The 25,995-nt window shown below is 33.4% G+C and carries 27 protein-coding genes and 3 pseudogenes; 23 read left to right on the top strand and 7 right to left on the bottom strand.

The window, feature by feature from the left end; translation table 11 throughout:
* Positions 1–108: 108 nt before the first annotated feature.
* Positions 109–1,464 (bottom strand): hypothetical protein, encoded by a 1,356-nt coding sequence (locus D1869_RS05380; protein ID WP_156014240.1) that lies wholly within the window; start codon positions 1,462–1,464, stop codon positions 109–111.
* A gap of 48 nt (positions 1,465–1,512) precedes the next feature.
* Here D1869_RS05380 and D1869_RS05375 point away from each other — a divergent pair, with 48 nt between their 5' ends.
* From D1869_RS05375 to D1869_RS05360, 4 genes are read left to right on the top strand one after another with little or no spacing between them, the layout of a single operon-like run.
* Entirely contained in the window at positions 1,513–2,094 is a 582-nt protein-coding gene (locus D1869_RS05375; protein WP_156014239.1) for a hypothetical protein, read from the top strand.
* A 1-nt stretch (position 2,095) separates the two neighbouring features.
* Entirely contained in the window at positions 2,096–3,712 is a 1,617-nt protein-coding gene (locus D1869_RS05370) for a hypothetical protein (protein WP_156014238.1), read from the top strand.
* Entirely contained in the window at positions 3,705–5,111 is a 1,407-nt protein-coding gene (locus D1869_RS05365; RefSeq protein ID WP_156014237.1) for a hypothetical protein, read from the top strand. The genes D1869_RS05370 and D1869_RS05365 overlap by 8 nt, the downstream gene beginning before the upstream one ends.
* A 9-nt stretch (positions 5,112–5,120) precedes the next feature.
* A complete protein-coding gene (locus tag D1869_RS05360; protein ID WP_156014236.1) occupies positions 5,121–5,585 on the top strand; it encodes a hypothetical protein in 465 nt (154 codons plus the stop codon).
* Positions 5,586–5,695: 110 nt separating this feature from the next.
* Here the strand turns inward: D1869_RS05360 and merA are convergent, their stop codons facing one another.
* Complete coding sequence (gene merA, locus D1869_RS05355) at positions 5,696–7,057, bottom strand: mercury(II) reductase (RefSeq protein WP_156014235.1); 1,362 nt, start codon at positions 7,055–7,057, stop codon at positions 5,696–5,698.
* Between the two features lie 6 nt (positions 7,058–7,063).
* The gene (locus tag D1869_RS05350; protein ID WP_156014234.1) at positions 7,064–7,219 is read right to left on the bottom strand and encodes a transcriptional regulator; all 156 of its coding nucleotides are present in this window, start codon (positions 7,217–7,219) and stop codon (positions 7,064–7,066) included.
* 97 nt (positions 7,220–7,316) lie between these two features.
* Here D1869_RS05350 and D1869_RS05345 point away from each other — a divergent pair, with 97 nt between their 5' ends.
* Positions 7,317–7,658 carry an ArsR/SmtB family transcription factor gene (locus D1869_RS05345; RefSeq protein ID WP_156014233.1) on the top strand — a complete coding sequence of 114 codons (342 nt, stop codon included), beginning with the start codon at positions 7,317–7,319 and terminating at the stop codon, positions 7,656–7,658.
* A 230-nt stretch (positions 7,659–7,888) separates the two neighbouring features.
* The gene (locus D1869_RS05340; protein WP_156014232.1) at positions 7,889–8,344 is read left to right on the top strand and encodes a hypothetical protein; all 456 of its coding nucleotides are present in this window, start codon (positions 7,889–7,891) and stop codon (positions 8,342–8,344) included.
* 1 nt (position 8,345) lies between these two features.
* Here D1869_RS05340 and D1869_RS05335 read toward each other — a convergent pair whose 3' ends face one another.
* Positions 8,346–9,293, bottom strand: a complete 948-nt coding sequence (locus tag D1869_RS05335; RefSeq protein ID WP_156014231.1) for a zinc ribbon domain-containing protein — start codon at positions 9,291–9,293, stop codon at positions 8,346–8,348.
* Between the two features lie 80 nt (positions 9,294–9,373).
* Here D1869_RS05335 and D1869_RS05330 point away from each other — a divergent pair, with 80 nt between their 5' ends.
* The 5 genes from D1869_RS05330 to D1869_RS05310 all read left to right on the top strand — a co-directional run bounded on the left by D1869_RS05330 (position 9,374) and on the right by D1869_RS05310 (position 11,611).
* On the top strand, positions 9,374–9,634 hold the full coding sequence (locus D1869_RS05330) for a hypothetical protein (RefSeq protein ID WP_156014230.1): 261 nt from the start codon (positions 9,374–9,376) through the stop codon (positions 9,632–9,634).
* Positions 9,635–10,020: 386 nt separating this feature from the next.
* The gene (locus D1869_RS05325; protein ID WP_156014229.1) at positions 10,021–10,251 is read left to right on the top strand and encodes a hypothetical protein; all 231 of its coding nucleotides are present in this window, start codon (positions 10,021–10,023) and stop codon (positions 10,249–10,251) included.
* Positions 10,248–10,760 carry a PIN domain-containing protein gene (locus tag D1869_RS05320; RefSeq protein ID WP_156014228.1) on the top strand — a complete coding sequence of 171 codons (513 nt, stop codon included), beginning with the start codon at positions 10,248–10,250 and terminating at the stop codon, positions 10,758–10,760. The genes D1869_RS05325 and D1869_RS05320 overlap by 4 nt, the downstream gene beginning before the upstream one ends.
* 5 nt (positions 10,761–10,765) lie before the next feature.
* Positions 10,766–11,002, top strand: a complete 237-nt coding sequence (locus D1869_RS05315) for a hypothetical protein (RefSeq protein ID WP_052846475.1) — start codon at positions 10,766–10,768, stop codon at positions 11,000–11,002.
* 264 nt (positions 11,003–11,266) lie between these two features.
* Positions 11,267–11,611 carry a YbjQ family protein gene (locus D1869_RS05310; RefSeq protein ID WP_156014227.1) on the top strand — a complete coding sequence of 115 codons (345 nt, stop codon included), beginning with the start codon at positions 11,267–11,269 and terminating at the stop codon, positions 11,609–11,611.
* 1,681 nt (positions 11,612–13,292) lie between these two features.
* Here D1869_RS05310 and D1869_RS05305 read toward each other — a convergent pair.
* A complete protein-coding gene (locus D1869_RS05305) occupies positions 13,293–15,095 on the bottom strand; it encodes a thermopsin (RefSeq protein WP_156014226.1) in 1,803 nt (600 codons plus the stop codon).
* Positions 15,096–15,720: 625 nt separating this feature from the next.
* On the opposite strand from D1869_RS05305, the gene D1869_RS05300 reads away from it, so the two are divergent.
* The 4 genes from D1869_RS05300 (at position 15,721) to D1869_RS05290 (ending at position 17,518) form a co-directional block, all read left to right on the top strand.
* A complete protein-coding gene (locus D1869_RS05300; RefSeq protein ID WP_156014225.1) occupies positions 15,721–16,359 on the top strand; it encodes a hypothetical protein in 639 nt (212 codons plus the stop codon).
* A 419-nt stretch (positions 16,360–16,778) separates the two neighbouring features.
* Positions 16,779–16,979 (top strand): HEPN domain-containing protein, encoded by a 201-nt coding sequence (locus tag D1869_RS15650; protein WP_269203973.1) that lies wholly within the window; start codon positions 16,779–16,781, stop codon positions 16,977–16,979.
* Positions 16,957–17,136, top strand: a complete 180-nt coding sequence (locus D1869_RS15645) for a HEPN domain-containing protein (RefSeq protein WP_260311154.1) — start codon at positions 16,957–16,959, stop codon at positions 17,134–17,136. Before D1869_RS15650 ends, D1869_RS15645 begins: the two co-directional genes overlap by 23 nt.
* A complete protein-coding gene (locus D1869_RS05290) occupies positions 17,099–17,518 on the top strand; it encodes a nucleotidyltransferase domain-containing protein (protein WP_156014224.1) in 420 nt (139 codons plus the stop codon). The genes D1869_RS15645 and D1869_RS05290 overlap by 38 nt, the downstream gene beginning before the upstream one ends.
* 432 nt (positions 17,519–17,950) lie before the next feature.
* On the opposite strand, the gene D1869_RS05285 is transcribed toward D1869_RS05290, so the two are convergent.
* A complete protein-coding gene (locus D1869_RS05285; protein WP_156014223.1) occupies positions 17,951–18,766 on the bottom strand; it encodes a DMT family transporter in 816 nt (271 codons plus the stop codon).
* A 227-nt stretch (positions 18,767–18,993) separates the two neighbouring features.
* On the bottom strand, positions 18,994–20,028 hold the full coding sequence (locus tag D1869_RS05280) for a coiled-coil domain-containing protein (protein WP_156014222.1): 1,035 nt from the start codon (positions 20,026–20,028) through the stop codon (positions 18,994–18,996).
* A 264-nt stretch (positions 20,029–20,292) separates the two neighbouring features.
* On the opposite strand from D1869_RS05280, the gene D1869_RS15805 reads away from it, so the two are divergent.
* The 8 genes and pseudogenes from D1869_RS15805 (at position 20,293) to D1869_RS05240 (ending at position 25,948) form a co-directional block, all read left to right on the top strand.
* Entirely contained in the window at positions 20,293–20,556 is a 264-nt protein-coding gene (locus tag D1869_RS15805) for a PaREP1 family protein (protein WP_156015909.1), read from the top strand.
* Positions 20,557–20,632: 76 nt separating this feature from the next.
* A complete protein-coding gene (locus tag D1869_RS05270; protein ID WP_156014221.1) occupies positions 20,633–21,274 on the top strand; it encodes an IS607 family transposase in 642 nt (213 codons plus the stop codon).
* A complete protein-coding gene (locus D1869_RS05265; RefSeq protein ID WP_184651025.1) occupies positions 21,246–22,484 on the top strand; it encodes an RNA-guided endonuclease InsQ/TnpB family protein in 1,239 nt (412 codons plus the stop codon). The genes D1869_RS05270 and D1869_RS05265 overlap by 29 nt, the downstream gene beginning before the upstream one ends.
* Before the next feature lie 10 nt (positions 22,485–22,494).
* Positions 22,495–23,976 (top strand): annotated as a pseudogene (locus D1869_RS05260) (DUF1854 domain-containing protein); the annotation flags it as partial.
* 196 nt (positions 23,977–24,172) lie between these two features.
* Positions 24,173–24,561 (top strand): annotated as a pseudogene (locus D1869_RS05255) (HEPN domain-containing protein).
* Entirely contained in the window at positions 24,537–24,893 is a 357-nt protein-coding gene (locus tag D1869_RS05250) for a nucleotidyltransferase domain-containing protein (protein ID WP_156014220.1), read from the top strand. Before D1869_RS05255 ends, D1869_RS05250 begins: the two are co-directional and overlap by 25 nt.
* Positions 24,894–25,334: 441 nt before the next feature.
* Positions 25,335–25,571 (top strand): AbrB/MazE/SpoVT family DNA-binding domain-containing protein, encoded by a 237-nt coding sequence (locus D1869_RS05245; protein WP_156014219.1) that lies wholly within the window; start codon positions 25,335–25,337, stop codon positions 25,569–25,571.
* Positions 25,549–25,948, top strand: a pseudogene (locus tag D1869_RS05240) (PIN domain-containing protein). Before D1869_RS05245 ends, D1869_RS05240 begins: the two are co-directional and overlap by 23 nt.
* The last annotated feature ends 47 nt before the right edge of the window (positions 25,949–25,995 follow it).

Raw genomic sequence — 25,995 nt, 5'->3', positions numbered from 1 at the left:
AAGGGAACAAATTAAAAATATTTATTAGCTCATGAGAAAATATTATGATTTTTTATGGTATAAATCAAGAAAATTAGAATTTACGTAAATAATAAAAAATCCCTAATTTCACGATACAATCCACGAATTATTTCCATATTCATATAGATAGGTTTCTTCAAGTGTATTACTACTATAATACCAAATAGCTGCGTTAATTTGAGTAGGGGGAGGATAGTAAGGTGATACAAAGTACCAATAACCAATAGAATAAATAATTCCTGAGCCATGACTTATGATCCAGTAAAGATTATTAGTATTGTTATAGTAATATGGGTTAATTAGTAATTGTTTCGTAATGTTATATACTAAGTTGAGATTACTGCTAGACTGAATCGAAGACATAACTACTTGAGATATAATATTTACTGGAGCTGTTGTGTTTCCGAACTGGACTATTGAGGCATAACCGTTTCCACTACCAAGATTAGGTAAGCCAAAGTAAGATGGTGAAACCAATTGTTTACTAAGTAATTTTCCCTGAGAAGTATATAGGGTTACACATATAACGAGTCCAGGCTTAACTAATTGAGAACCAGTACTAAAATTGAGAAAATACCACTGGCCTTGTTTAAGACCGCTGTAGAGTGGGTAGAATGTTGTTGGTAACGACGGAAGTATTGTTTCAGAAATATATAAAGTATTGCCTTGTGTGAAGATCTCTACTGATACGTTTTCCTTTAAGTTATTTATATAAAAGGTTATGTTAGCCAGTAATGACCTGGAGTCAGAAATTAAATAGGGCTCAAACCACATGCCAAGCATAAGCCCTTTATTACTCGAAAAGTAAAGGGGTGGCTTTACATTAATCTCTTTATTATTTCCATAGTAATTACCAGAAGAAGAAGTTATGAAGAGTCCTATTCCAGCGTCTTCTGGAGTTATATATGTATATCCTATTCTATAATATTCACCATGATAATTTATAAGTACCCATAAGACTATTATTTCTGTGTAAGTTACGTTAGCACTTACATTAAATACTTCACCATTGTTTAACTGATAACCATTTACACTCATAGATCCTAATAGTTTACCATCGGGTAAATACACATTTCCGCTAATTTTTACTAAGCCTTTGTTATAATTTATAGTGGCGTTTTGATTTCCAGAAGGAATTAAATAATAAAGGTTCGCAACAGGTTTCGTTACAAATGCTACTAAAATAAGTTGTCCGTTAAATTGTTTAACAGAAACCGTAGCTAGAAAAGTTACGTTAAATATTACGTTTTTAGTAGTGAGATACGCTTTGTATGCGAGAGGAGAAATGCTGAACTCGACTGACTTTGAAATAGCTTCTAAATTGTTTGTAGTAGTCAAGTATGCGTTAGTATAAGGTATGTAAAAGGAGTAAAGACTCAAAACTACCAGTGAAATAAGAAGTGTGGCGATAACGACCATCAGCGTAGTAACTGAGTTTTCCATAGATCTTATTTCGAAAAATTTATATTTATATTTATCGGATAAACTAATATGGCAGAAGGAATAGTAACTACATTTATGATTGTTATAGCAGTTCTGGTTATTGGTCTAGTAATCTTCGGGTTTTCCTCAGCACTCTTAGCTCCTAAGGAAGCATTCGCAATTGCTCAACATCAAGCAGCTCAACTTGCCTCACAGACAACTATATCAGTTGGTCCTTTTCTAGTCTCTAATAGTCAAGGTAGTCTTGTTATTGAAGCTTATGATCCTTCTTATTCTGGGAACTATTATGTTTATGTATTTCTTATACCCTCATATCTAATTACTTCTGCTGGTGTGGTTACTCCTAATGATCAGTTTGCAGTCAATTTACCTTTCCAAGTATATTTGGCTAATGGAAACTTGGCTACCCAGACCACGATAACTTCAGTATATGATATTAACGGAAATGAATTATATCAAGGATCTTTAAGTGTTTATGAAATCCCCTCAAATACTCCAGTTACCATAAATATTCAAAATGTGCCTAACAGTGGCAACGGGTATTATATTATCGTCTGGCTGATTTATACTAATGGAATAAACAGTTTTAGAATAGGATATGCATATACCGGGTTACCGGGAGTGACATGAGATGAAGGCATTAGCTACATCAATAGCATTACTTATACTTTTAATAATACTTCTTTCTGTCTTAATTCCTTTCTTTATCATAATTTATAATACACCTTACTACTCTAATCAGGGAGGTGTTGCTGCTCAAGCTTATCAACAGCAGAAGGAACTTGAATTAAATAATGTGGAGAAGGGGAATCCAATAATATATTACAGCTCTGGTACTTCACCTTATGTGGAAATAAAAGCACAGACTGTAAGTACACCATTAAATATAACACAAATTTATTACTTCTATAACGGTCAGTGGATTCCAGTACTTAACAGCTCCTTGATATTATATTTACTACCCGGAAATCAGAACATTATACCTTTACCTAAACAAGCATTTAATCAACCTATAATTTTAGTCAGCGGTCTCGCTAATATTTACTTCTTGAACCCAAACACATCAATTACTACATCTACTATTAGTGGCCCTACGGGAAAGATTCCAATTTATATAACTTCTTTTGCGTATAATAAAACCTCGAATTCATATAATATAATCCCAGTAAGTGTTCCAGTGCAGTTTGCATCCTCTATATATAACACTCCATTCATACTATATGTTAACCCCGGTACTTATTCAATTTCTGCAAAAGAAGTTGAGGTTTACCTTAGCCAATATGGACTTACTGGGAAATTTGCACAGTGGTCCTTAGCTGGATATGGTTCACTATCATCTCCTAATGCTGCTTCTACACTAGTTACAATCACTGGCCCGACTGTACTGACTTTGATTTATAATGTGTCTCTCCAAAAGTTTAACGTTAAGATAGTATTTTCACTTCCTAACGGCCAGCCTATACCCATCGGAAGTAACACTACCGATCCTAATACTGGAGCTACTCTGACTAATGTTAATAGTTCAATGACTGTCTATGTTGATAGTAAGCCATATCAGATTAACTATGAAAATTATGTGCTGAATTTAACTCTAACTTATGGTTATCACTTTATAAACTATTCACAAGTCTTCAATCTAGTGTTTAATTACAGTTATAGTAACTTCTTTGTGCCATATGGAGAAATGATAAAGTATACGTTAAAAAGCATAACAAGTAATGCTCAGGGTATATTAATATGCAATCCGTATGAGATAGACGTGATGTCTAACGGTACAGTATATGTAGAATTTCAACCAATAACTTACTATTACTTAGTTTTAGTGAATAATAGTTTTAGTCTTCCTTCGAATGTGCAGTTGGTGTCTAACTCAACACCAGTCTTAGGAGATATTGCAGGTCAACAGTTAAATGTAACTATTATTACATCTAACTCAAGTCAAGCAGTCGTGTTAGGACCAACTAAAGCTTATACTTATGAGAAGTTATATTTATCTAATGGTACTGAGATATCAGTTAATTATGTATATCTACATGTATATTTCGGAAATTTCACGCTAGAATTTTTGAATTCTTTCGGTTATGTAGATCATACATACATTTCATTAATTGCGGAACATGCTGAAATTCCATACACAGTATATAACGTACTAGGTCTATGCGCATCCCCTTCCTCGTTTCTTATAATATCTCCTACATATATCACGGTTTATGAAATATGGGAGTGGGGTGAACTCTCTAATGGCTAAGAAAAAAGGTTTAACATCTACTATAGCACTACTTATTTTAATAATTGTGTTATTAGTAGTTATAGTACCATTTTTGATGTATTTACAATATTTACAACAGTCTTCTCAAGTATCTAGCGCAGTTGTAAACAATTATGCGGTTTTAAAACAATTGCAACAAAGTGCAGTGGTAAGTGGACATCCTGCAATATATTTTGAAGGTGGTACTGTAAAGGGTTCTATATTTTTCGAGTATACAAACGGGACTTTTGTGCCTCCAGTAAATCTTACTGTAATAAGTATACTTTATTTAAATAACGGTGTTTGGACAAATATTACTAGTTTTAAATATCCTATTGTGATAAACCAGACTGCAGCATTATCGCTTCCTCCTTATGCATCCAACGTTCCAATAGTTATAGTGACAAGCTTAGGTAATATATTCTACTTGACCCCCAACTCTTCATTAGGTCCTTATTCACCTGCCAGTAAAGGAGGAGTAGAAATAGCCGCACAGATTTATATGAAGAATAATATTTATTCTCCAATAGCGAATATTAGTACGAATATAACGGGACAGTTCAAAAACTATTCTCTTCCAATTATGTTTCCAAACCAGACTGGAACTTTTGCAGCTAAGGTTCCTCAATATGTGTACTATGAATTGCCCAATGGCACCGTAATAACAGGAATATTTCATAATTGGTATGTCATAGGAAAAGCAATCTTAAATTCCAGTTCTTCAGAAGGAATTAAGGTAACTCTTGAAGGTTCTAGCGTAGTGCTTATAGCGAATTATACGGAGTTAATAGTTCCTATAACTCTTAATGTTCAAGTCATAGAACCGAATGCACCTTCGATAGCTCCAATTACAATTGAGATTAATGGACAATCCTATCAAGTCCCAGCTAATATTAGAGTAGATGCTGGGTATATATCTGTATACATACCACAAAATTATGAACTATTCAATAACACACTTTCAGAATCAAATGGATATATATATGAGTACAAATACCAATACTCAGAATATCAGAATAAGATATATAATATTCCGTCTTACATATTGTTTATATCCCCTACAGCCTCTAATCCTACGTTATACATATACTATACTGAGTATGCATACTATGTTTATATAACAATTAATTGTGTGAATGGCCCTGGTGGAATGGTTTTACACTTAAACGGTACACAGTATAATTACGGAAAGTCTTATTGGATAATGGCAGGATACTATGAAGCTAATCCAACCGGATCCTTTAATTCTTATTCTGGATTAGCCTATAATCCTTCATATATAACTTACTTAAATGAAAAAATATCACTAGAACCTCCCTTACTAGTATTTCCAATAGATATTACAGAACCAGGTACAATTACCGTGTATTATACAGAGGTGCAATATCAACCTTTGTAAGGTGATAAAATGAAAGCTCAGTCAGAATATATAGGTTTCGTAATTGCACTAATAATAATAACTATTCTTCTTATCCCGCTAATGTTTTATCTAATTACCATTTCCTCTCCTTCAGCTAAACCGGTAAATTACAATAGACTAGCGAACTTACAAATAAACGGTGGCTCAGTTTTGCTTTATTATAATTCTTCAAATAATCCTAAGTATAGCTATATTATTGTCTATAAACCTAATGGGAACTTTACCCTAGATGCTGTATATTACATCTACAAGGGGGGTATAATCAATATAACAACCCGAGTTTTAGCCGTAAATCAATATAAGCAAATAATTGGAAATCTACCTAAGCCCCTAGTTTATAACTTCACAATTCCTACACAAATCTTTTCCTATCCGCTTATACTTCAAATTACAGCATATAATTCTACGGTATTTGTTCTTCTCCAACCAAACGAAACTGCCGTAACTTCATAATTTTTTTAATAACTATTATCTATCTAATAATATCATTGTTTCTATAAAAATCCTAATATTATTAAAAGACTAGTAATTATCAATAGATTCTAAGTTAGTTTAAAAAACTCTTAGTCAACGCAACAACTCATTTTATCCACATCTCTGTAAAACGACATTGCCGCTAGTTTTAAGCTTTCAGCCATTGTAGGGAATACGTGGACAGTGTCTATTATATCATCTATTGTCGCCCTTAATCTAATTGCTAATGCAGCCTCATTTATTACTTCTGCAGCATACTTTCCAAACATCTGTACTCCCAGTATTTTCTTTGTATTTCTCTCAACATTCATTTTTATTAGCCCTTGGGACTCCCTTAATATTCTGGCTTTAGCAACACTACTCATCTTAACTACTCTTGATTCGACTTCATATTCGCGTTGTGCCTCAAGATAGGTAAGTCCTACTCTAGCGGCGTTAGGTTCTATGAATATTACTTGTGGTATACTAAGTCTGTCTATCCTTTTACCAGAATTTAATATAGCGTTTTCAGCAGCTACTGAACCTTCTTTACCGGCTAAAGATTCAAGCATTAAATCTCCAATTACATCTCCAGCAGCGTAAATATTAGGGTTTGTCGTTTGAAGCGTTTCATTAACCAATACCCCTCCTTTATCGTTTAGTTTTACTCCTGCTACATCTAAGTTTAAGTCTACATTAGGTCTTCTTCCGGTTGCAACTAAAATTTCGTCTACTTCTGCTTCTCCCCTATCAGTTACTATTTTTTTCCCTCCTTCATCCCCTTTTTTAATTTCTTTAATTTTAACGTCAGTAGCAATATATATGCCCTCTTCTTTTGACAAATAGTTTTGGACAGCGAGTGCAATTTCCGGTTCCCAATTCGGTATTACTGTTTTGCTTCTTTGGAGTACTAAAACGTCTACTCCTAATCTTTTATACATCTGTGCAAATTCTAGTGCTAGAGCTCTTCCACCAATGACTGCTAGTGAGGAGATTTTTCTGTCTGGTGACAAAGCCTCCACATTAGTCCAATAACCGAGTTCTCTTAATCCCGGTATATCTGGTATTTGAGGAGAAGAACCCGTTGCAATTATGAACTTATCCCCCTCAATTATTTTACCGTTAACTTTTACCTCCCTAGGAGATATAAAGTGTGCTTTTCCCTCTACATATTCCACGTCATAGGAGGACAAAACGTCTATATATTTTTCTTTTCTCAAAGTCTCTACTATTTCCTGTTTATCTTCAAATGCTTTGAAAAAATCTGGGTATACATCTTTTCCTAAAGTTTTTCTTGTGTAGTCGTATATTTCACCTATTCTTAACATTCTTTTTGAAGGTACGCAACCCACATTAACGCAAGTTCCGCCTATAGTTCCGTAACTAATCATTACTGGTTTAACTCCAAGTTCGTTAGCCCTTATTAATGCTGCAAATGCTGCTGCCCCATTACCTAATATTACTAGTCTCATTTTTAGTCACATTTTAATCCTCTGTTCATATTTATCAGCACAATGCGAACAGCAGAAATAATGTTCTTTTCCATTTATTACTCTAACATAAATATTGTCTTCAGTTAGTTCTACGCCGCAATTTTCGCATTTTAGTTCTGAGGTATTTATTCTGAATTTCATTCTTGGTCATAATACTCTTTGTTTAAAAATATTTAAGTTTATCATATGAACATTTGTTCATACAAATATTTTTTAAGTTCTAATTAAGATTATACTTGTGGAGCCTTTACTAACTGAATTGGAAAGATTATTCTCTGCTTTGTCAGATAGGACTAGATTAAGTATAACACTTTTACTTCTAGAAAAAGGAGAGTTAACTGTAGATGAGATCAGTAAGGATCTGAAAAAGTCTCAGTCTCTAATTTCTCACCATTTATCTTGTTTAAGGAACTGTGGGATTGTTAAGGTGAGAAAAGACGGAAAGTATTCTTTGTATTCTATCGCAAGTGACAATGTTGCAGAGTTGATAAAAGTGGCTATGAGGATTATAAAGGATTATAGTGAGTCAATATTGGGTTGTGAGGTTTTAAATGAAGAAAAGCATGTTATAAAGTCCTAGTTTATAGTACTTTTGTATAATTTTTAACTATTATTTTAATCACCACTTCTCATCATTATGTATATGTTGTTCTTCTCAACTCGCTCCAATAAGTGGCTGTGTATGATCTCTAAAGAGATACAAACCGATTGATTCAAAGTAAATTATGCCCGCGTGAATACTTATCTGATAAAATAGAATCGTTATAAACTTCTGATGAGTTTTATTAATGCTCTCTCTTCATCTATCTTATGGATAAACTTCTTATTGTTCCAGCAATTCTGATCCTTATATTACTCTCACTTATCGCTGCGAGTTATTTTTATCCTTACTTCGTTAGTATAAAAATAAGTATTGAGAATTCGAGATATTTTTATGATCTTGTTTGCTTTACGTTAAATATTGATGTTAAAAAACCCTTCGATTGTTACTACGTGGTAAACGTTACTGATATTGAAGTTATGGGTAAAGTGTATAACATTTCTAAGTCCTACTGTATTTACACAACTTCTGCCTCTGAAAAGATAAATGTTAATATACCAAATTCTGTTGCTGATCAAATAGTTAATCAAAGTTGGGTAAACATGACTGTTTTAATTACTGTAAATATAATAAGTAGTATAAATACTATGGTAGTTAGGCACTATCATATAACTGGAAATTTCACAAATGAATACCTTAACTATCTAAAGCAGATATATGCATAACTTACTGTGTCTGTGTCTGCGTAAGTTGGTAACCACAGTTGGAACAGAACTTTGCTCCAGCCTGATTTACATAACCGCATTTAGGACATTTTACTGGAGTTAATGATGCACCACAATAAGGACAGAATTTTGCATCAGCATCAACTTCTTCACCGCATTTCCAACATTTTATCTTTTTTACTTGTTGTTGTGGCTGAGGTACAACTGGTTTTTGTTGTTGAGGCTGTTGAGCTGGGTATGCAGGATTAGTAGGTTGCACATAAGGATTAGGCTGGTATCCAGGTTGTGGATACATTCCTGGTTGCTGATACATTCCACCTTGCGGGTACATTCCTGGTTGTTGTGGATACATACCAGATTGATAAAGTGGTGGTGCACTCATTAGAGCCATCATTACGGTATTAATTAATTGTTGCTCATTAGCATAGTCTTTATAAAGATTGTAAGCATCATATGCCGTAAGACCGCCACCCAATAGTTCTACCAGTTTATTATGAAGAACCTCATCACCTAAAAGAAAAGTTCCGCCACCAACACCAGCTAAAGTTAGTAAATCTTGCATTAAATTAGTTATTCCAGTTTCGACTACAGCAACCCATTGTCCACCCATATTGCCTTGGCAAATTCTTATTGTGTAGCTCACGTTTTTATCAGTTAACATTCCTAGTAAACTATTATGTTGCGCTTGTATAACAGCCATATTTTGACCTACGAAGGGAAAAACGTTAAAACCTTGACCCATTAAGTACATTTGGACTTGTTGGACAACATATTGTAAATTTACTGGGTATTGTAATGGTACCATTTGTTGTTGTCCACCTAATCCCATATTTTGTTCGCACATAAATATTGATGACGGCTGTCCGTAGGGCGATTGTCCGTAGGGTGGTGGATAACCGCCTGGTGGCTGTTGTGGTGGTGGGTATCCTCCATAAGGATTGTAAGCCATTGGTTATAATATGATTTTTCTAGCTTATATTTTTAGCTTAATAAGCTATAGTTTATTTACTTTCTCGGTCAGTTATTCATATGAGCTGGAATTTTAAATCTGGTAAAATATCCTTAAACTCTAAAAAGACATGTACAGTAGATGAAGTTATTGACGAGCTAAAAAATAAGTATAATCTTGAGATCTCTACTCTCTCTGAAATAGTTAATGACGTATTAATTAAACACTTTACGGAACATAAAATGCAACTCGAAGATATTAAGAAAAAGTATGCTAATGTGAATAATATTGATGAAATTCTACAAAATATAGTGAAGATATATAAAGAAAAGCAAACATAAGCAGATTTTCTCAACCCTTAAAAGATAAGATTTTCTATTTTTAGAGTGCTGCAATATCATTTAAGATCAGTTTTATGGATAATCTCCTTTCTATTTGGTGCAGATCCAATATCTTTTTGAGAATAATTTATTAAAATTCTATGATGAAAATTATTATAATATGAAATAGATTATTAAGGAGCACCAGTATTATCAATTAGTTAGGATCTGATGGTTGCAAGCTTATAATGTTAGATGAATTTTTATAATGGCTATCAGCAATATACGGAAGTATATATAGAAATTGCCCTAAACAAGCTTTCCTTAATTTATTTTCATTCTGCATTAAGCACTGAAGAAAAACTTATCACTAAAGATTTAAGTGGTTATGGTTTAATTTAGAATGTATGATTGATGAGAAAGCGTTGAAGGAGTGGATTGAGAGGTTTAAGGAGGCTAGGGAGATTAGGAGGAAATATGCTGACTGGGATTTCATAAAATCACAACCAACAAAAATAAGAATAGCACTAGAATACTATATAGAGACGGGAGACTTATATAATGCATCAAGACTAGCCGGTATGACAATGGAGGACTTTAATGAACTTAGAATAAAAGCGAGGATACCCAGTGTATGATTGCAGTTGCAGATACTTCATTTTTAATAGATTGGGTTAGATATTCGAAACGCGATCTAATTTTCAAACTTTTTGACCTCATATATCTACCGGACTCGGTGTTTAATGAAGTAAGGAATGAAAGAACCCTCTTATGGATAGCTCAAGGTTTAGAAAATAATAATCTTGCAATATATCCCGAGTTACCACAAATAAGGGAAGAAGCTTTAAGGTTAGTTTATGAGACTAGAAGACTTCCGATAAGAGCAGTTGATTATCCCGAAGCTTATTGTGTGGTAATAGGTAAGGTAGAAGGTTATACAGTGCTTACAGAAAACGGTGGTGCTGTTGCTTTAGTAAATTACTATAAAGAGTATGGAGACGTTAAAGTAATGAGGGCATTAGAAGTTCTAATTCAACTTCGCAATAAAGGTTTAATTACGGATATAAAATATGAGATCGAGGAGTACAGTAAACAAACTGGGCACAGATTTTCATCTAAAGATTTAAGTGGTTATGGTTTAATTTAGAATGTATGATTGATGAGAAAGCGTTGAAGGAGTGGATTGAGAGGTTTAAGGAGGCTAGGGAGATTAGGAGGAAATATGCTGACTGGGATTTCATAAAATCACAACCAACAAAAATAAGAATAGCACTAGAATATTATGTGGAAACAGGTGATTATAGGGGTGCTTCACAGTTAGCAGGAATGGCTGTAGATGAATTTGTGGATTTTGCGAAGGATAAGGCAAAGATACCCACAGTTTTGTGAACCCGCAAAACTAGTTCTTGAGAGAATTCCAGTAATAGAATAGGAAAATTAATGTTTATTTAAATGGAATCTAGCTTGATCATTATTGCTTTTAAAATATAAAGTTTTTTAGAAAATAAACCAATCTCTTTCTATAAAATATAATTTAATAGAAAATTAAACCAATATAATCAAGTAATCATAGAATTGGAAATCTATTTAACATATACATATTAATCTTCTATCTTAGTAAACTTTAAATTCATATAGATATTTATAATATTCATGAGCTTTAGAGAAAGCGATATTCTGATTACTACTGCTCAAGAATTACCAGGGTATAAGATAGTTGAAGTTAAAGGAGTTGTAATTGGAATAACAGTGAGATCTAGAGGGCTAGGAGGTAATATAGCAGCTTCTTTTAGAAGTTTAATTGGAGGAGAGATTAAAGAGTATGTGGAGATGGCTGAACAAGCAAGAATGCAAGCTTTAGAAAGAATGATTGAAAGAGCTAAAGCACTAGGAGCAAACGCTGTAATTAACGTTAGGTTCGATTCTAATGAATTGGCTCAAAATATGGATGAGATAATAGCATATGGAACTGCTGTTGTTGCTACAAAAAGTATTTAATTACTTTCTTCAGAGATAGATTTAAATCACAATATATACATAGAACTCTTTAAGCCTTCAAATACGTAAAATAGTCTATATATTAACCGATGGTAAATTGTAAATTAGGAATAGTAGAATTATAATCTTTTTTATAGTAGTTGTAAGGAACAAGTTTTATCTTAAGACGTTAAAAGTGGGCTAAACAATAGAGGCGACAAGATATGCTTTGTACTGATAAACGTTATTTATCCTTCGCATTTACTATGAAAAACACTATACTTCGTCCTCATTTCATTATTCTTATACCGTGAAGGCTTAATAATTTGCATAATTACTTTTTATTATGTTACCTTCAAGGAATACGCTAATTTTAGGCTTAACTTCAGCTATACCAACTTTCTTCTCTGCTTCATGGATGTTCTTTTTTACAAATTATATTTAAACAAATTGGATACTCTATAGTCACTATAGGTATATTTTATGGGGCCTCTACTGTATTATCCTCAATTCTTTCCGTTTTTGCTGGAAGATTAGTTCTTAAGATTGGGTTCGAAAAAGGGGATTATAATAGGAGGAATGATCAGATCCATTTCAATTCTCATGATATCACCTTCTCTCCAATCCTTGTACCTTCTGGATTCATAATAGATTTGGGAATAGGTTATCCTCTTTCAAACGTTTCTAGACAGTATTTAATAATGAAGGATGAAGAAAATAAACAGGTTACTAACGTAGGTTGGTTCATGACAATTGCCGGGCTACCGGTCATATTCTCGCCTCTTGTGTAATATTACTTCTTTCCAAACCGCATTTCCTAATTCAAATAGCAGTTTACGTAAAATCCTAACGATAAGATAATTTTTAAATCATCAGCTTAAGTAATGAATACTGTTACTATAAAAACGATATAACTTATCCTATTTACTAAAATTAGATATAAGTATTAGAAAATTCTTTGTAAGAACTATCTTGTGCAACGATTTTCCAATAAATGCTAATTAGATATGAATCGATAAAAAATCTAGTTTTATACTAAAGACATACATGGAAAATAATTTCACTTACAAGAAAAGGAATTTAGTAATAGGAATAAAAATTAAAATAAAAATATTTATTAACTATTAAATAAATATTATTAATTTTTATTATGAAGAAATATATCTTTAAATTATTATACTTTGATTAAAATCATTTATGTTAATAGATGTGCGTTTCAACGTTTTATTATGAATTGTAATATTCTCTTGCTTAGTATAATTGTATGAAGAAATAATTGATGAGATGTCATTATCCCCATTAAGTCTGTGGTATAAACTCCTTGGTCTCTCCAATTATCAATGTACAATCAATTATTCAATCTCGAAATGAGAAAATAAAGCGAATTCGCAAAAGAACTGTAAACCTCTATGAACTTAAATGATAGGGCATTTTATTCTTTTGCCTCATGTCAACAATTACATAGTTTAAAGGTGAACAAAATCCTCTACATTATACAAAACTCCTTCTGAGAGAGAAGATCTTATTGTTTAAAGTATCGGAAAGTATAATAGAAAATCTTCCTAAATATCTTAGTAATTAGAATTTCGGATTACCCTATCATGCACGTATACCCTTGCACTATCTGAGAAGAAAATTGAAAGATCCAATAAAGCACTAAAATAAAATCTTAAAAATTCTTTATTTTCCATTTAACTACTCTTCACTTTTTCCTTCTCACTATTATGTATACTATAGGGAACAGTACAATGACCAGTACTCCAATTATAATATCTACTAGTGATGATGATCCTCTTGAAGAGTTCTGTGTGTTAATTCCAGCAGCTTGACTTACAGTAGTTGTAGTATTCTGGCTCATGGTAGTTGTAGTAGTTTTATTTATAGTGGTCGTCTTTACTTCGGTTTGCGTAGGATAGTGAATGACTACTGGGGATATTGAGTTTACTACACTATATTCAAGATCTGGAGTACCAACTGTAACTTCAGCAATTCCTTGACTGGTTATTGTAACATGAAGGTTTCCAGTAGCCTCTGCTGTATCAGCTCCAAAAGTATAATAAGAAGGGAATTTTTCATAGTCCGTCCCGTTAAAATAGCATAAGGAAAGGGTAGCTATTAGTGACTTGAAATTAGTTATTTCTCCATCTGCGAATCCTCCAAACACAAGTTCTGCATCATAAAATGCTCCAAAACTGCTTTTTACTCCAGCTGGAGTATATTGAGACCCATCAACTAAGAAATAAGCTGAAGAGACGTTAGGATCTTTAACAAGCACTTCGTCAATTACTGCAGATGAAGACGTGTAAGTTCCATTTTCGACTTCAGTCTCAGAGAAGATAATTTCAACTCCTTTACCCGGCATAACTGTTTCGTTAATCTCTAAGAAACCAGAAAGAGGCAAATTATAGACCGTGTATGGTGTACCATAGGCGTAGAAGTATTGGTTTGAGGAATTGTATACATTCCCTTTTCCTATTATGCTTGAATTTATGACTGAGGCTGAAGGATAAGTAAAATTCCATATATTTATACAATAATTCATTGCTGATTCATTAGTAATGAAGCTTATCACGTTTTGTGCCCACAATATTTGCGAAGTGTTATCCTTATTATTAATAACTAATATAGCATTTAGCTGAAGCGAAGCACCATATTGTGGTACTATACTCTGACTACCATTATAGGCTAGGATACTCGAAATATTATAGAAACCTCTAACTGAAGTAGTATTTATAGAGTAAGTCTTATCACCAGTAACGCCATAAGATGCTATTCCGTATGGAAGGGCAGTTGTGTTGTATAAAGTCGACCTTAAATACGGATTAACGTATATTGGATATAATCTGTATTCGAAGGCTACAAGTGCCGGAGTTGTGCTAGGATTAACTATATATAAATAATACATTCCCTTAGGTAGGCTTACATTATAGTAACATGTGAACGAAGTATAATTAAAAGTAAGGGTTACTTGAGACGATTCAAACACTAATTGTGACTCATTATTATAAACTTCATATTTTACAGTCTCGTTTGATACTCCTGTTAGTAACAGTTGAGAAGGTGAGCCTAGTGTTGATAGGTGAATTGGCAATTTATAATAACTATTTCCCGGTATTGTTATGAACTCCTCAACATACATTGATGAGTTCTCAGCTTTAATTTGTGTTAGGTTATAGTAATAAGTGATATTAGCTGTTTGTGTAGGAGAGTAGACCACAAGATAGTATTCACCTGGATTCAGTAAAACACCGTTAACCACTAAACTACTGTTTTGTACCACCAAACCTTTCAATACACCCGTCTCATTAAAAGTATTAAACTGAGAAAGCGTCATCACTGCAACACTAACAGTAACATTACTCTTTGTTGCATATATTAAGGCTGATAGAGAGTTCACATTTATTGGTATATATAAAAAATAACCTTGAGGTAAGATTAAGGCGTAAGCCGAGATTAGGGGGATTAAAAAAACCGTTATCAAAGCCAACGTTAAGTATTTTCTCATGGTAGAGTTATAATAGCTAGGTATTAAAAAGCATTATTATCCCTAATAGCTGACTTTCTTTATATACGCCTGAGAACCTACTAATCCTTGGTTTGTTATACCAAATCTTGTATACTAAGAGGGTAATCCCTATGACAATCCTCAGTAACCTTTTATAATAGATTGGATTCCTCCCTTAACTTCTCCTACAACTTTTGGTGAATAATTTCTAACACATCATTTTCATTTGGGTTTTATCCTTTTTTTTCTTAACCGGCGGAAGAGTATTTTAATGCTTTAACACGACGATTTTAGAAGGCTAGGATGGGAATGTGTAAGCCTAATCTTTATAGAAAACTGTTACTTTGATTAAGTTTCCTTCCCCTAACCATTAAATTACTCGTTAGAAAAATGGTATATTTAAATTATCCTCGCTCAGGGTGGCAAGGCTTTTTTATCTTTTGATAGAAATTTTTCTAATTAGATTATTGCACAAAAATTTCAAATTACCTCATTGTGCACGTATCCCCGTGCACTCGTTTATTCTGATCATTGTGCACGTATCCCCGTGCACTCCCAAATAATAACTTATTTTAGGAAATATTTAAGCTTAAATATGTAAGATGGACATGCTTTTTAGTGTAAGATGGATAGGGAAATCCATATTTCAATTGATGAAGCAGGAAACCCAGCTGATGATAAACCTTTCGTAATCTCTGCAGTACTAATATATGATATAGATAATTATCTTAAACTGTATGATGAAGCATTAGTCGATGTGCAAAGGCTTACTGGTAAACACATTAAGTTTTTTAAGTGGTCTGAAGACCCGCCTAAACAACATAGATTAGGTAAAAACGTTAAGGGGATCTTCGTTAATAAGGTATTGTCAAACTTAACCGGGATTTCATTAATAATAGATAAGAAAACTGATCTTACTGCTCATTCAGCGAAAATATACGGGAAAATTATAGGGCTAAATTTGAGGAAATATGTTGTAGGAAAGAAGATTTTTGTTTATTATGATAGGACTCCTGTGTTAAGAGATAGTGATAAGCAATATATTCTTACTAATTTTCATAAGTGGTCTTTAGCTAAAGTTATGAGGATAGAGTTTACGGGGCATGATAAGTATAAGTTAATTCATTCAGCAGATTACGTTTCTGGAATAGTTAGAGAATATTTGATGGACATTAAAAAAGAATATAGATTTTATATAGAAGAATATTTTAATGTAATCAATAAGAATTTTGAAATCAGGCTAATTAACATAGAAGATTATTGAACTTATGTTCACTAAACTTACCGCGATTCCATATGAATATACATAGGCTTTAATACGTAAATTTCAAATTTGAGTAATAATTTCATTCACAATTTATTTAAAATTACCTCCTTTATAGATTCAAGTTGCCGTGAATCTCCCTCCCTTTTTAACACTTTGATTATAATACAATAAAAATTTAAATATAGATCAAAATTATAACATCCTTTATTATTAGATGACGGATCTAATAATGAATTGAAACTAAATTTATATTTTATATAATTTATATCGGATTAATAAAATTAGTGTCCACGACGATAATATTGTCATTTGTATTTAAATTTATTAGATGACCTTTCTTTATAGGGAGCATAAATATTGAATTAACACATTATTAACTGCTAAAGAGTTTTAATTATTCGCTTAGATAAGATATTGTGGCAAAGTGGTTTGAAAAAAGTGATAAAGATAAAGAGGTCGCTTATCTTCTTCTCGATAAAGGCTATTATCCGGAAGCTTGTTTCCATGCTGTCCTGGCTGTAGAACTGAGATTAAAAGGCATATTAGTTCAAACCACTGGGGGGAATAATTTATACACATTCGATAAAGAGACTATTGGAGGAGGTAGCAAAAATTAAAAATTTCCAATTAAACGATAAAATACTTGATTGTGCTAACTATCTCTCCCTAATGTATTTAGGTTCTAGATATCCGGAAGAAGAGATAATTGATATGGATAGAAGTGAAGGTGAGAAATGTGTCAGATGCATGGAAACGATTCTCTCTATTATCTGATCTACTAGAGCTCTACAAAAAGGAGGAAACACAATTCAAGGAGTACGTTTCCTATTTATGCGAGAGAAATTACACGGTAATACTCTTCGGTTCTAGAGCTAGAGGAGATTATAAAATTTACAGTGATTATGATCTTTTAGTTATAGGTGAAGAAATGCCAAAATTTCCACCAACCGATGCAATAGAACTTCATTTTGTTAAGAAAGAAAAGCTAGAAGATAAAATACGTGAGTTTAATACTATTGTTATTGATGCTTTTTACGAAGGCAAAGTTATCTGTGATAAACTTAACATTTATGAAGATAATAAAAGAAAAGTTCTTGAGAAGATTAAGGGACTTAAGAGGGTTAAAGATGGATGGGTTAGAGAAAACCAACACTAAATTTCCGTGATAAATTAAGGTAATTACATGAATATCGCTTTGTAAACAATAGTATATTATACTTTAAGAAAATTTCAAGATAAAAAGGATGTGTTTGTTTCATTACCATAAAAAATTATAATATTTGTTCGTGAAATAATAAAATATATTTAATTTAACTTCTTATTTTATTGCTTATTAATAAAAAATTTTCATTCAACAAGAAGAGATCTATTATATGTTTTTAACGTAATGTAAGACTATAAAGATTTTTCCTAATTTGCACTTCTTCATTTAGTCTTTTGATTTAGGTCAAAAAGGATGAATTTCATTTAGTCATTTTTATTTTTCATTGGATCAATATTTCATCCTCATTTTTATATAGATTTTATTGTTAAATATTATAGAGAAAATATCTTTTTATATTCTATTATTTACTGCAAAAGTTTTATTTTATATCTTCCTTATCCTAGAGACCAAAATTCCTACAAACATGAGAATAATTCCAATTACTTGAATGAATAGAGGAAGAGTTCCATATAATATATATTCCACTAAAGTAGTTATAATAGGAACTAAAAAGCTTAAAACAGTAACCCTTGAAATCTTCTCTATCTTTACTATCATATTCCATAAAAAGAACGATAATGCTCCTCCTGGTATGGAAGTATATGCAATACCATATACGAATTGCTCATTTAAATTAACTTTATAGTCTATCGGCAGTAATAATGTCAATATTATAGAACCAATGGCAAACTGGCTTGAGTTAACTACTAGTGGATTGTATTCTCTTAGTTTTCTATAATATACTGAAAAAGAGGCCCAAAATATTGCATTAATAACTGTTACAATTGATCCCAATAACGTAAACCCATGAATTAAAGGTAAACCGTAAAGGATCACTCCAGAAAACCCTATGATTACACCAATAATCTCAATTAGCGTAGGGTTTTCTGATAACACTAGAAGGGCTATTGGGATTGAAAATAACGGCATAGTATAACTTAACACAGCTGACTCAGCTGGAGTTACATAGAGTAATCCATATGCCCAAAGGAGTGATGAAGCAGTAGTGTAAATTGCTAATTGGATTATATCTTTGCTAAAAATCACTTTCTTAGTTAACAAGACAAATATTGCTGTAGATATTAAGTATCTAATGAGGTTAAAAACAATGGGTGAAGCAGAAGATATTGCTTCTTTGGCAAAGTAATAGTTAAACGAACTTATTAAAACGTAAGGGATTAAGTATTTTACAACTTTCACTTGCTACCCGTTTTATCCTTAAACTATAAAGTTATCTTTGATACGATGTATTAGTGAATCCTAGTGTAGTCGCTAAGCTATTTATATTTCTATAAACTGTTGACATTCAATAATGCCCTATTTTAATATTTACACTTTTTGTAAAGAAAAATCATTTAATATATAAATGGGAAGATTTAGGTTTCTTTGTGAATTGTAATTTTCTTTATCAGAAGGGAAAAATATAATTACTTAACCACATGAGAAGCTATAATTTCTACCCCTTCTTCCTCAAGCTTCTTCTTTACCCTCTTATCCACAAAGTTTGCTACAACAAATATTTTTACCTTCTTATCCTTATACTTTGCAGAGAACAACTTTTTTCTAACAATGATTTGATCATATGTACCTTTATCCGCAAAATTCTTTATCTCAAACACATAAACATAATCATTAGTCTCATAAAAATCCACCTCAAACACTTTACCCTTCTCAATTACCCCCTCGTCATCAACTATCTTACCATGAACTACCCTCTTAGGATCAACACCATGAAGCTCCAAAGCCTTCCTATAAAGCTTCAACATAGCCCTCTCCATACCCTTCCCCGCCCTATTAGTAAAACCACCCAACTCTATCGAAAGCCTCTTAACCTCCCTACCCAACCTAAGCACAGCCTTCTGCAAAGCCTCTATAGCCTCACCTCGTTTCTTGACTGCATCTTGTAAAGCCTGGATGGCTTCTCCTTGTTTCTTCACCGCATCTTGTAGAGCTTCTATAGCCTCACCTTGTTTCTTAACAATCTCTTGAAGTGATACTATGGCTTGGGTGTGTTTATCCACAGTTTCTTGTAAAGCCTGGATGGCTTCTCCTTGTTTCTTAACAGTTTCTTGTAAAGATTGGACTGCTTGTTGAAGTGATACTATAGCCTCAGTATGCTTATCTACAGTCTCCTGGAGTCTTTGAATGGCTTCATCTTGTTTTTTGACTACTTCTTGAAGTGATACTATGGCTTGGGTGTGTTTATCCACAGTTTCTTGTAAAGCCTGGATGGCTTCTCCTTGTTTCTTAACAGTTTCTTGTAAAGATTGGACTGCTTGTTGAAGTGCTTGAATTGCTTCAGTATGCTTTTTAATCTCCTCTTGTAAAGCCCTTATACTTTCACTGTTTTCTTCCAATTTCTTTATTACAATCTCGTCCTTAAGCTTACCATAAATTTTTTCAGCTAGTACTGAAAGTAATTGAGGATTATTAAGTATCTCATCAACAATTTTTTCACTCATATTTGATTACTTTAAAATTGGAGATTATAAACCATTCGGAGTAATCTGAAAATAATTAGGAGAGAGGTTACTTATTATACCTTTTATATAGATAAAAATCATCTTAATCCAAAATATAATGTCAGCTATATAACTATCTCAAGATAAAAAGTGATAAAAACTTTATTTCCTAAAAAAATTGTTATTATTATATGCAAGAATTACCGAGGTTTGATATTGAATATTATCAGAGAACTAAGATAAAGAAGTGGATTTGAGGCCAATATAGCTGAGGAATTTGCAAAAGAAGGGCTTTTACATAATGCTGCGAGTAAAGCATTCCAAGCATGGAAAGCTCTGTTAGGTGATATACTGGTAGATATAAGGGGAGAGTTGTTAAAGAAATATCTTGGCAAGAAGAAATTGAAAGGGAGGAAAGTAGTAAAGTTGGTTAATTGCTATTATACCTACTTCCTATATAGAGGAACTATCCCTCCTTTTAGGAAAAGATGTAAACTTAGTTTCCAAATTAGCCTTAGCACCTCATGAATATCAGTATAATGGGCTGAATCCTTTTTCACGTTAATAAAAATCTTTTTATATTAGTTTATCATCAACTATTTTTGTGGAAAGATTACTGAGACCTAAGGAGGCTTGCCAACTCCTCGGCATTTCATACTCAACCTTGTTAAGGTGGGTCAGGGAAGGGAAGATAAGGGTAGTAACAACTGAGGGTGGGAAGTATAGGATACCTTACAGCGAAGTTAAGAAATACTTAGAGAAGAGGGAGGAAATAAGGGCTGTAATTTACGCAAGAGTTTCATCAACTGATCAAAAAGAAGATTTGGAGAGGCAGATAAACTACCTAACAAATTACGCAACAGCAAAGGGTTACAAGGTAGTTGAAGTACTAAAAGATATTGCAAGCGGGTTAAACACACAAAGGAAAGGATTGTTAAGACTATTCAAACTGGTTGAGGGGAGGAGTATTGATGTCGTATTAATAACCTACAAGGATAGGTTAACGAGGTTTGGCTTTGAGTACTTAGAGGAGTTCTTTTCAACCATGGGAGTTAAGATCGAGATAGTTTTCGGTGAGGAGCCCAAAGATGCCACGCAGGAACTCGTAGAAGACTTAATCTCCATCATTACTTCATTCGCTGGGAAAATTTACGGAATGAGAAGTCACAAGAAGACAATCCTCGTTCAAGGTGTAAAAAAACTGATAGGTGAGCTAAGTGGAGAGGACAGTGAAGTTAAGAGTTAGGGTCGACTACGCCACATACTCAGCACTTAAAGAAGTTGAGGAGGAGTACAGAGAGGTTCTAGAGGATGCAATAAATTATGGACTTTCAAACAAAACTACCTCCTTCACTAGGATTAAAGCGGGAATTTATAAGGTTGAAAGGGAGAAACATAAGGACTTACCCTCCCATTATATTTACACCGCCTGTGAGGATGCGAGTGAGAGATTAGACAGTTTTGAGAAGTTAAAGAAGAGGGGTAGGACTTATACTGATAAACCGTCAGTGAGAAAAGTTACTGTGCACTTAGATGACCACTTGTGGAAGTTCAGCCTTGATAGGGTTTCAATTTCCACGAAGAAGGGTAGGGTTTTCATTTCACCAACCTTCCCTAAGATCTTTTGGGAGTATTATAATAAGGGCTGGAGGATTGCGAGTGAGGCTAGGTTTAAATTGTTGAAGGGGAATGTGGTAGAGTTTTACATCATCTTTAAGAAGGATGAGCCTAAACCTTACGAGCCTAAGGGTTTCATCCCAGTTGACATTAACGAGAATTCAGTCTCTGTATTAATTGATGGAAAACCGATCCTCTTAGAGACTAACACCAAGAAAATTACTCTAGGTTATGAGTATAGGAGGAAGTCGATGACTACTGGTAGGTCAACTAAGGATAGAGAAGTGAGGAGGAAGTTAAAGAGGTTGAGAGAGAGGGATAAAAAGGCTGATGTTAGGAGGAAGTTGGCTAAGCTAATCGTTAAAGAGGCTTTTGAAAGTAAGAGTGCCATAGTTTTAGAGGACTTGCCCAAGAGAACTCCAGAGCATATGATTAAGGATGTTAAAGACTCTCAGCTTAGGTTGAGAATTTACCGTTCAGCGTTTTCATCTATGAAGAACGCTATTATTGAGAAGGCTAGGGAGTTTGGTGTTCCAGTAATTTTGGTTAACCCAGCATATACTTCCACTGTTTGTCCAATCCACGGATCGAAGATTATTTACCAACCCGATGGGGGCAATGCCCCAAGGGTTGGTGTTTGTGAGAAGGGGAAAGAGAGGTGGCATAGGGATGTTGTGGCATTGTATAACTTGTTGAATAGGGCTGGAGATGTGAGCCCCGTGCCGTTGGGCTCTAAGGAGTCCCATGACCCATCTACCGTTAAGCTTGGTAGGTGGTTGAGGGCTAAGTCCCTACACTCGATCATGAATGAAGATAAAATGATTGAAATGAAAGTGTAGGGACAAACGGTTTATAGTTAACCTCTCCACAGTGATAATATGGTGGATAGGAGGACATGAGGTAATATCTGGAATCATACAACTAGGTGTAATAACCGCCTTTATAGCTTACGTTTCACAGTTCTACGGTCCCATAAATAACCTAAGCAACGTACTTCCATTCATTCAACAATCCCTAACTTCAGCTGAAAGAATAAGAGAAGTATTAGAAGTAAAGCCCGAAATAACTAATCCAGAAAATCCTAAGAAACCTAGTATGCCAGCGGAAATAGTATTAGATCATGTTTACTTCGGCTATGATCCTCACTTTCCAGTAATAAAGGACGTTAGTATAAGGATAAAGCCCGGAGAAAAGGTTGCGATTGTCGGAAAAAGCGGTTCCGGTAAGAGCACTATAGCTAAACTGTTGCTTAGATTCTATGATGTAAATGAAGGTAAAATCACTATTGGAGGAGTGAATATTAAGGAAATAGATTTGAACTACCTCAGAAAGAAAATAGCATACGTGCCCCAAGACGTAGTTTTGTTTGATACCACTGTGGGATATAACGTAGCTTACGGAGATGAAAACGTAAATGAGGTTGATATAGTTAAAGCTTGTAAGATAGCTAGAATTCATGACGAGATTGTAAGATTACCCTTTGCATATGATACCATATTGGGTGAAAGAGGAACTTACTTATCTGGAGGACAAAGACAGAGGTTAAGTATTGCCAGAGCAATTGTGAAAAACCCGGATATGCTTATATTCGATGAGGCTACTTCTAACCTTGATGTAGTTAGTGAAAGAGAGGTTTATGAGGCGATGATGAGTGTATCAAGAGGTAAGACTGTAATACTAGTTACTCATAATGTTCATGAAGTAATGAATGCGGATAAGGTAATTGTCTTAAATCAAGGTAGAGTAATAGAAGAAGGTAAACCGGAAGAATTACTCAACAAAAAAGGTGCCTTTTATGAGATGTTTAAGGAACAAATAAATGAGGAGAATATATTTAGGAAATTAGAAATTAGTGAGCCAAAATTCAATTTTGTAAACGATAATATAAAGATTGAGTCATCAGAGAGGAGAAGTGTTGTGAACGTTATTTATGATGGTAAGAAGTATAATGGACTAATACCTAAAATGTTATTTCCTATAACTAATCCCAAATTTATAGGATTTTATGATGAAAATGGAAATGAAGTATTCTTATTGGAGGACTATACTAAATTAGACAAAAATTCAAGAAAAATCTTGGAAACTGCGTTGGCTTACAATAATCTAATATTTTCTGTTAAAAAAATAAATGAAATAAATATAAAGGGTGATCAGTTAGAATGGGATTTAGTGACTGATAGAGGAGAAGTTACGGCTTATACTGTTGGAAGGAGGAATGTGATACTATTGGACTCTAAGGTAGTATTAATAGACAAAAATGATAACTTGTATGAGATTGATTTAAACAATTTAGATAAAAACAGCTTCAAATTATTAGCTGAGACTGTTTAGCAAACTCTATTAACACCAATTCATTACGCATATTTTTACTTTTCTTTCTTGGCTAGTAGTTATATTCTTTCTAAAATAACGCATTTATGGTCTCTTTCTCAAATTCTTGTTAGCGTATTAATTTACTCCCTCTATACAGTTTTTCACTACTTTTTAGTAGATAATCATATTAAAAAGTTTAAATGCTATTCTTCTAATGAGAGAAGAAGCAGTAAAGTGGTTTAAGCAAGCTTTAGAGGATTTGACAACGGCTAAGGATACTATCACAACTGGTCATTATTATGCTTCTGCATTTTGGGCTAAACAGGCTGCAGAGAAGGCTTTAAAGGCATTATTAATAGATAGGGGAAAGATTGAACGAACCTACGATTTAAACGAGTTGTTAAACATAATAAAGGAGGAGATTGGATTACCTGGAGATGAGATTAGAAATGAAGTGAATAAACTCACTTTACACTAACAATCTCTAGGTATCCCGATGCAGCAAATACTATACCATATTCACTTTATACTAAAGAAGATGCTGAGGAATTAATTAAGAAGGCGGAAAAGGTGATAGAATGGGTAAAGCGAAATCTGCGTTAAAGAGTCAGATTGAATTGGTGAGAAAAGCAATAGAATTCATAAATGATGTGAAAAAGGAAATTAGTGTTAAGGATGTATATGTAGTAGGCTCTAGAGCTAGAGGAGATTATTTAGAGGTAAGTGACATAGATTTAGTAATAATATCTCCAGATTTTAAAGGCTTAAGATACATTGATAGGCTTGAGAAATTGGGGAAATACTTAAGAGCACGCATAGAATTCTTTGCATTTACTCCAGAAGAATGGGAAAAGCCTTCATCACTTTTTATAAAGGAAATGAAAAGGGAAGCAAAGAAGTTAGAAGATTTGGCAAAAGAATTAGGATTAATTTAGCAGAAACTCTTGGAGATTCAGGGATTCTTTGCTAATTGTAATTTTCTCAGATTAGTATAATTCTATGAATAAAAATCCAATATATGTTAAGATTATGAGAGAAAGGCTTAACAGATTATACGCAAGTGGAGAGAGGAGGAACGCCTCCATAACCCTCTACCACGATAGTTTAAAGTTCTCTCACGGTATAACCTCCTACTCGCCCCCTAATTAATATAACTGAATGAACAATTAATTATTTTATCCCAAAATGTTAAAAAAATGAAATCGCAAAGAACTCCTGAATCGCCGTAAATAGCCTAATGATGGCACTATAAAGATTCACCAGATAACTAGTTTTTAAGTTATATTTATGACATTTTACTAGTTGAATTAAACTTACCTTGTAGTTTAACTCTCTCGTAAGTTAGACTTTAATAGTAGTTTAACAAAATACATCTCATGGAGGTAAAGGTTCATAAGAAGGGAATTATAGTTATCCCGGCTGAGGTTAGAAGGAGGCTTAATATTAGGGAGGGTTCTTATATGGAGTTAGAGGTTGAAGGTGATAAGATTGTTTTAAAACGAAAAATGACTCTCCTTGATGCTTATGGTATAGATAAGGGGATGGGAGATTTAGCTTTAAAGGAGTTGGAAAAGTTGAGGAAGGAAGAAGTTGAGAAAGAAAATAATATTTGATTCAGGTTTTTTCCACGTATATTTTTCTGGGCTTAATGACGAAACTAAGGAAACTATGGAAGAGGTTTACATGGGTAAGAGTCAAGGTTATACTACAGATCTCAATTTGGCAGAGTTTCTTTACACTTACGGTAAACTTAAGGGATTAGAGGAAGCGAAGGTTAGGCTTTCACTAATCCTAAATTCGCCAATAAAAATTATTAGCACTAAGGGAACTTGCCTTAAGAGCCGGAGAGTTAAAAGTTAAGTACCAAAACCTTTCCATAGTGGACTGTTTTATAGTGGCATTAGCCGAAAAAGAGAATGCGGTAGTATATACTACGGATTCTGGAATAGAAAGAGTATATAAAAACACTAAAGTAATTCTACATAGTTAAGGCTCTGTACTGAGCAATAATTGAATATGCTTATTTGTAAGAACGTG

Source organism: Sulfurisphaera ohwakuensis (assembly GCF_009729055.1).
In the GTDB taxonomy this organism is placed as follows: Archaea; Thermoproteota; Thermoprotei_A; order Sulfolobales; family Sulfolobaceae; genus Sulfurisphaera; species Sulfurisphaera ohwakuensis.
The sequence above is the reverse complement of the archived record's forward strand: the minus strand, read 5'-3'. Positions and strand labels throughout refer to the sequence as shown.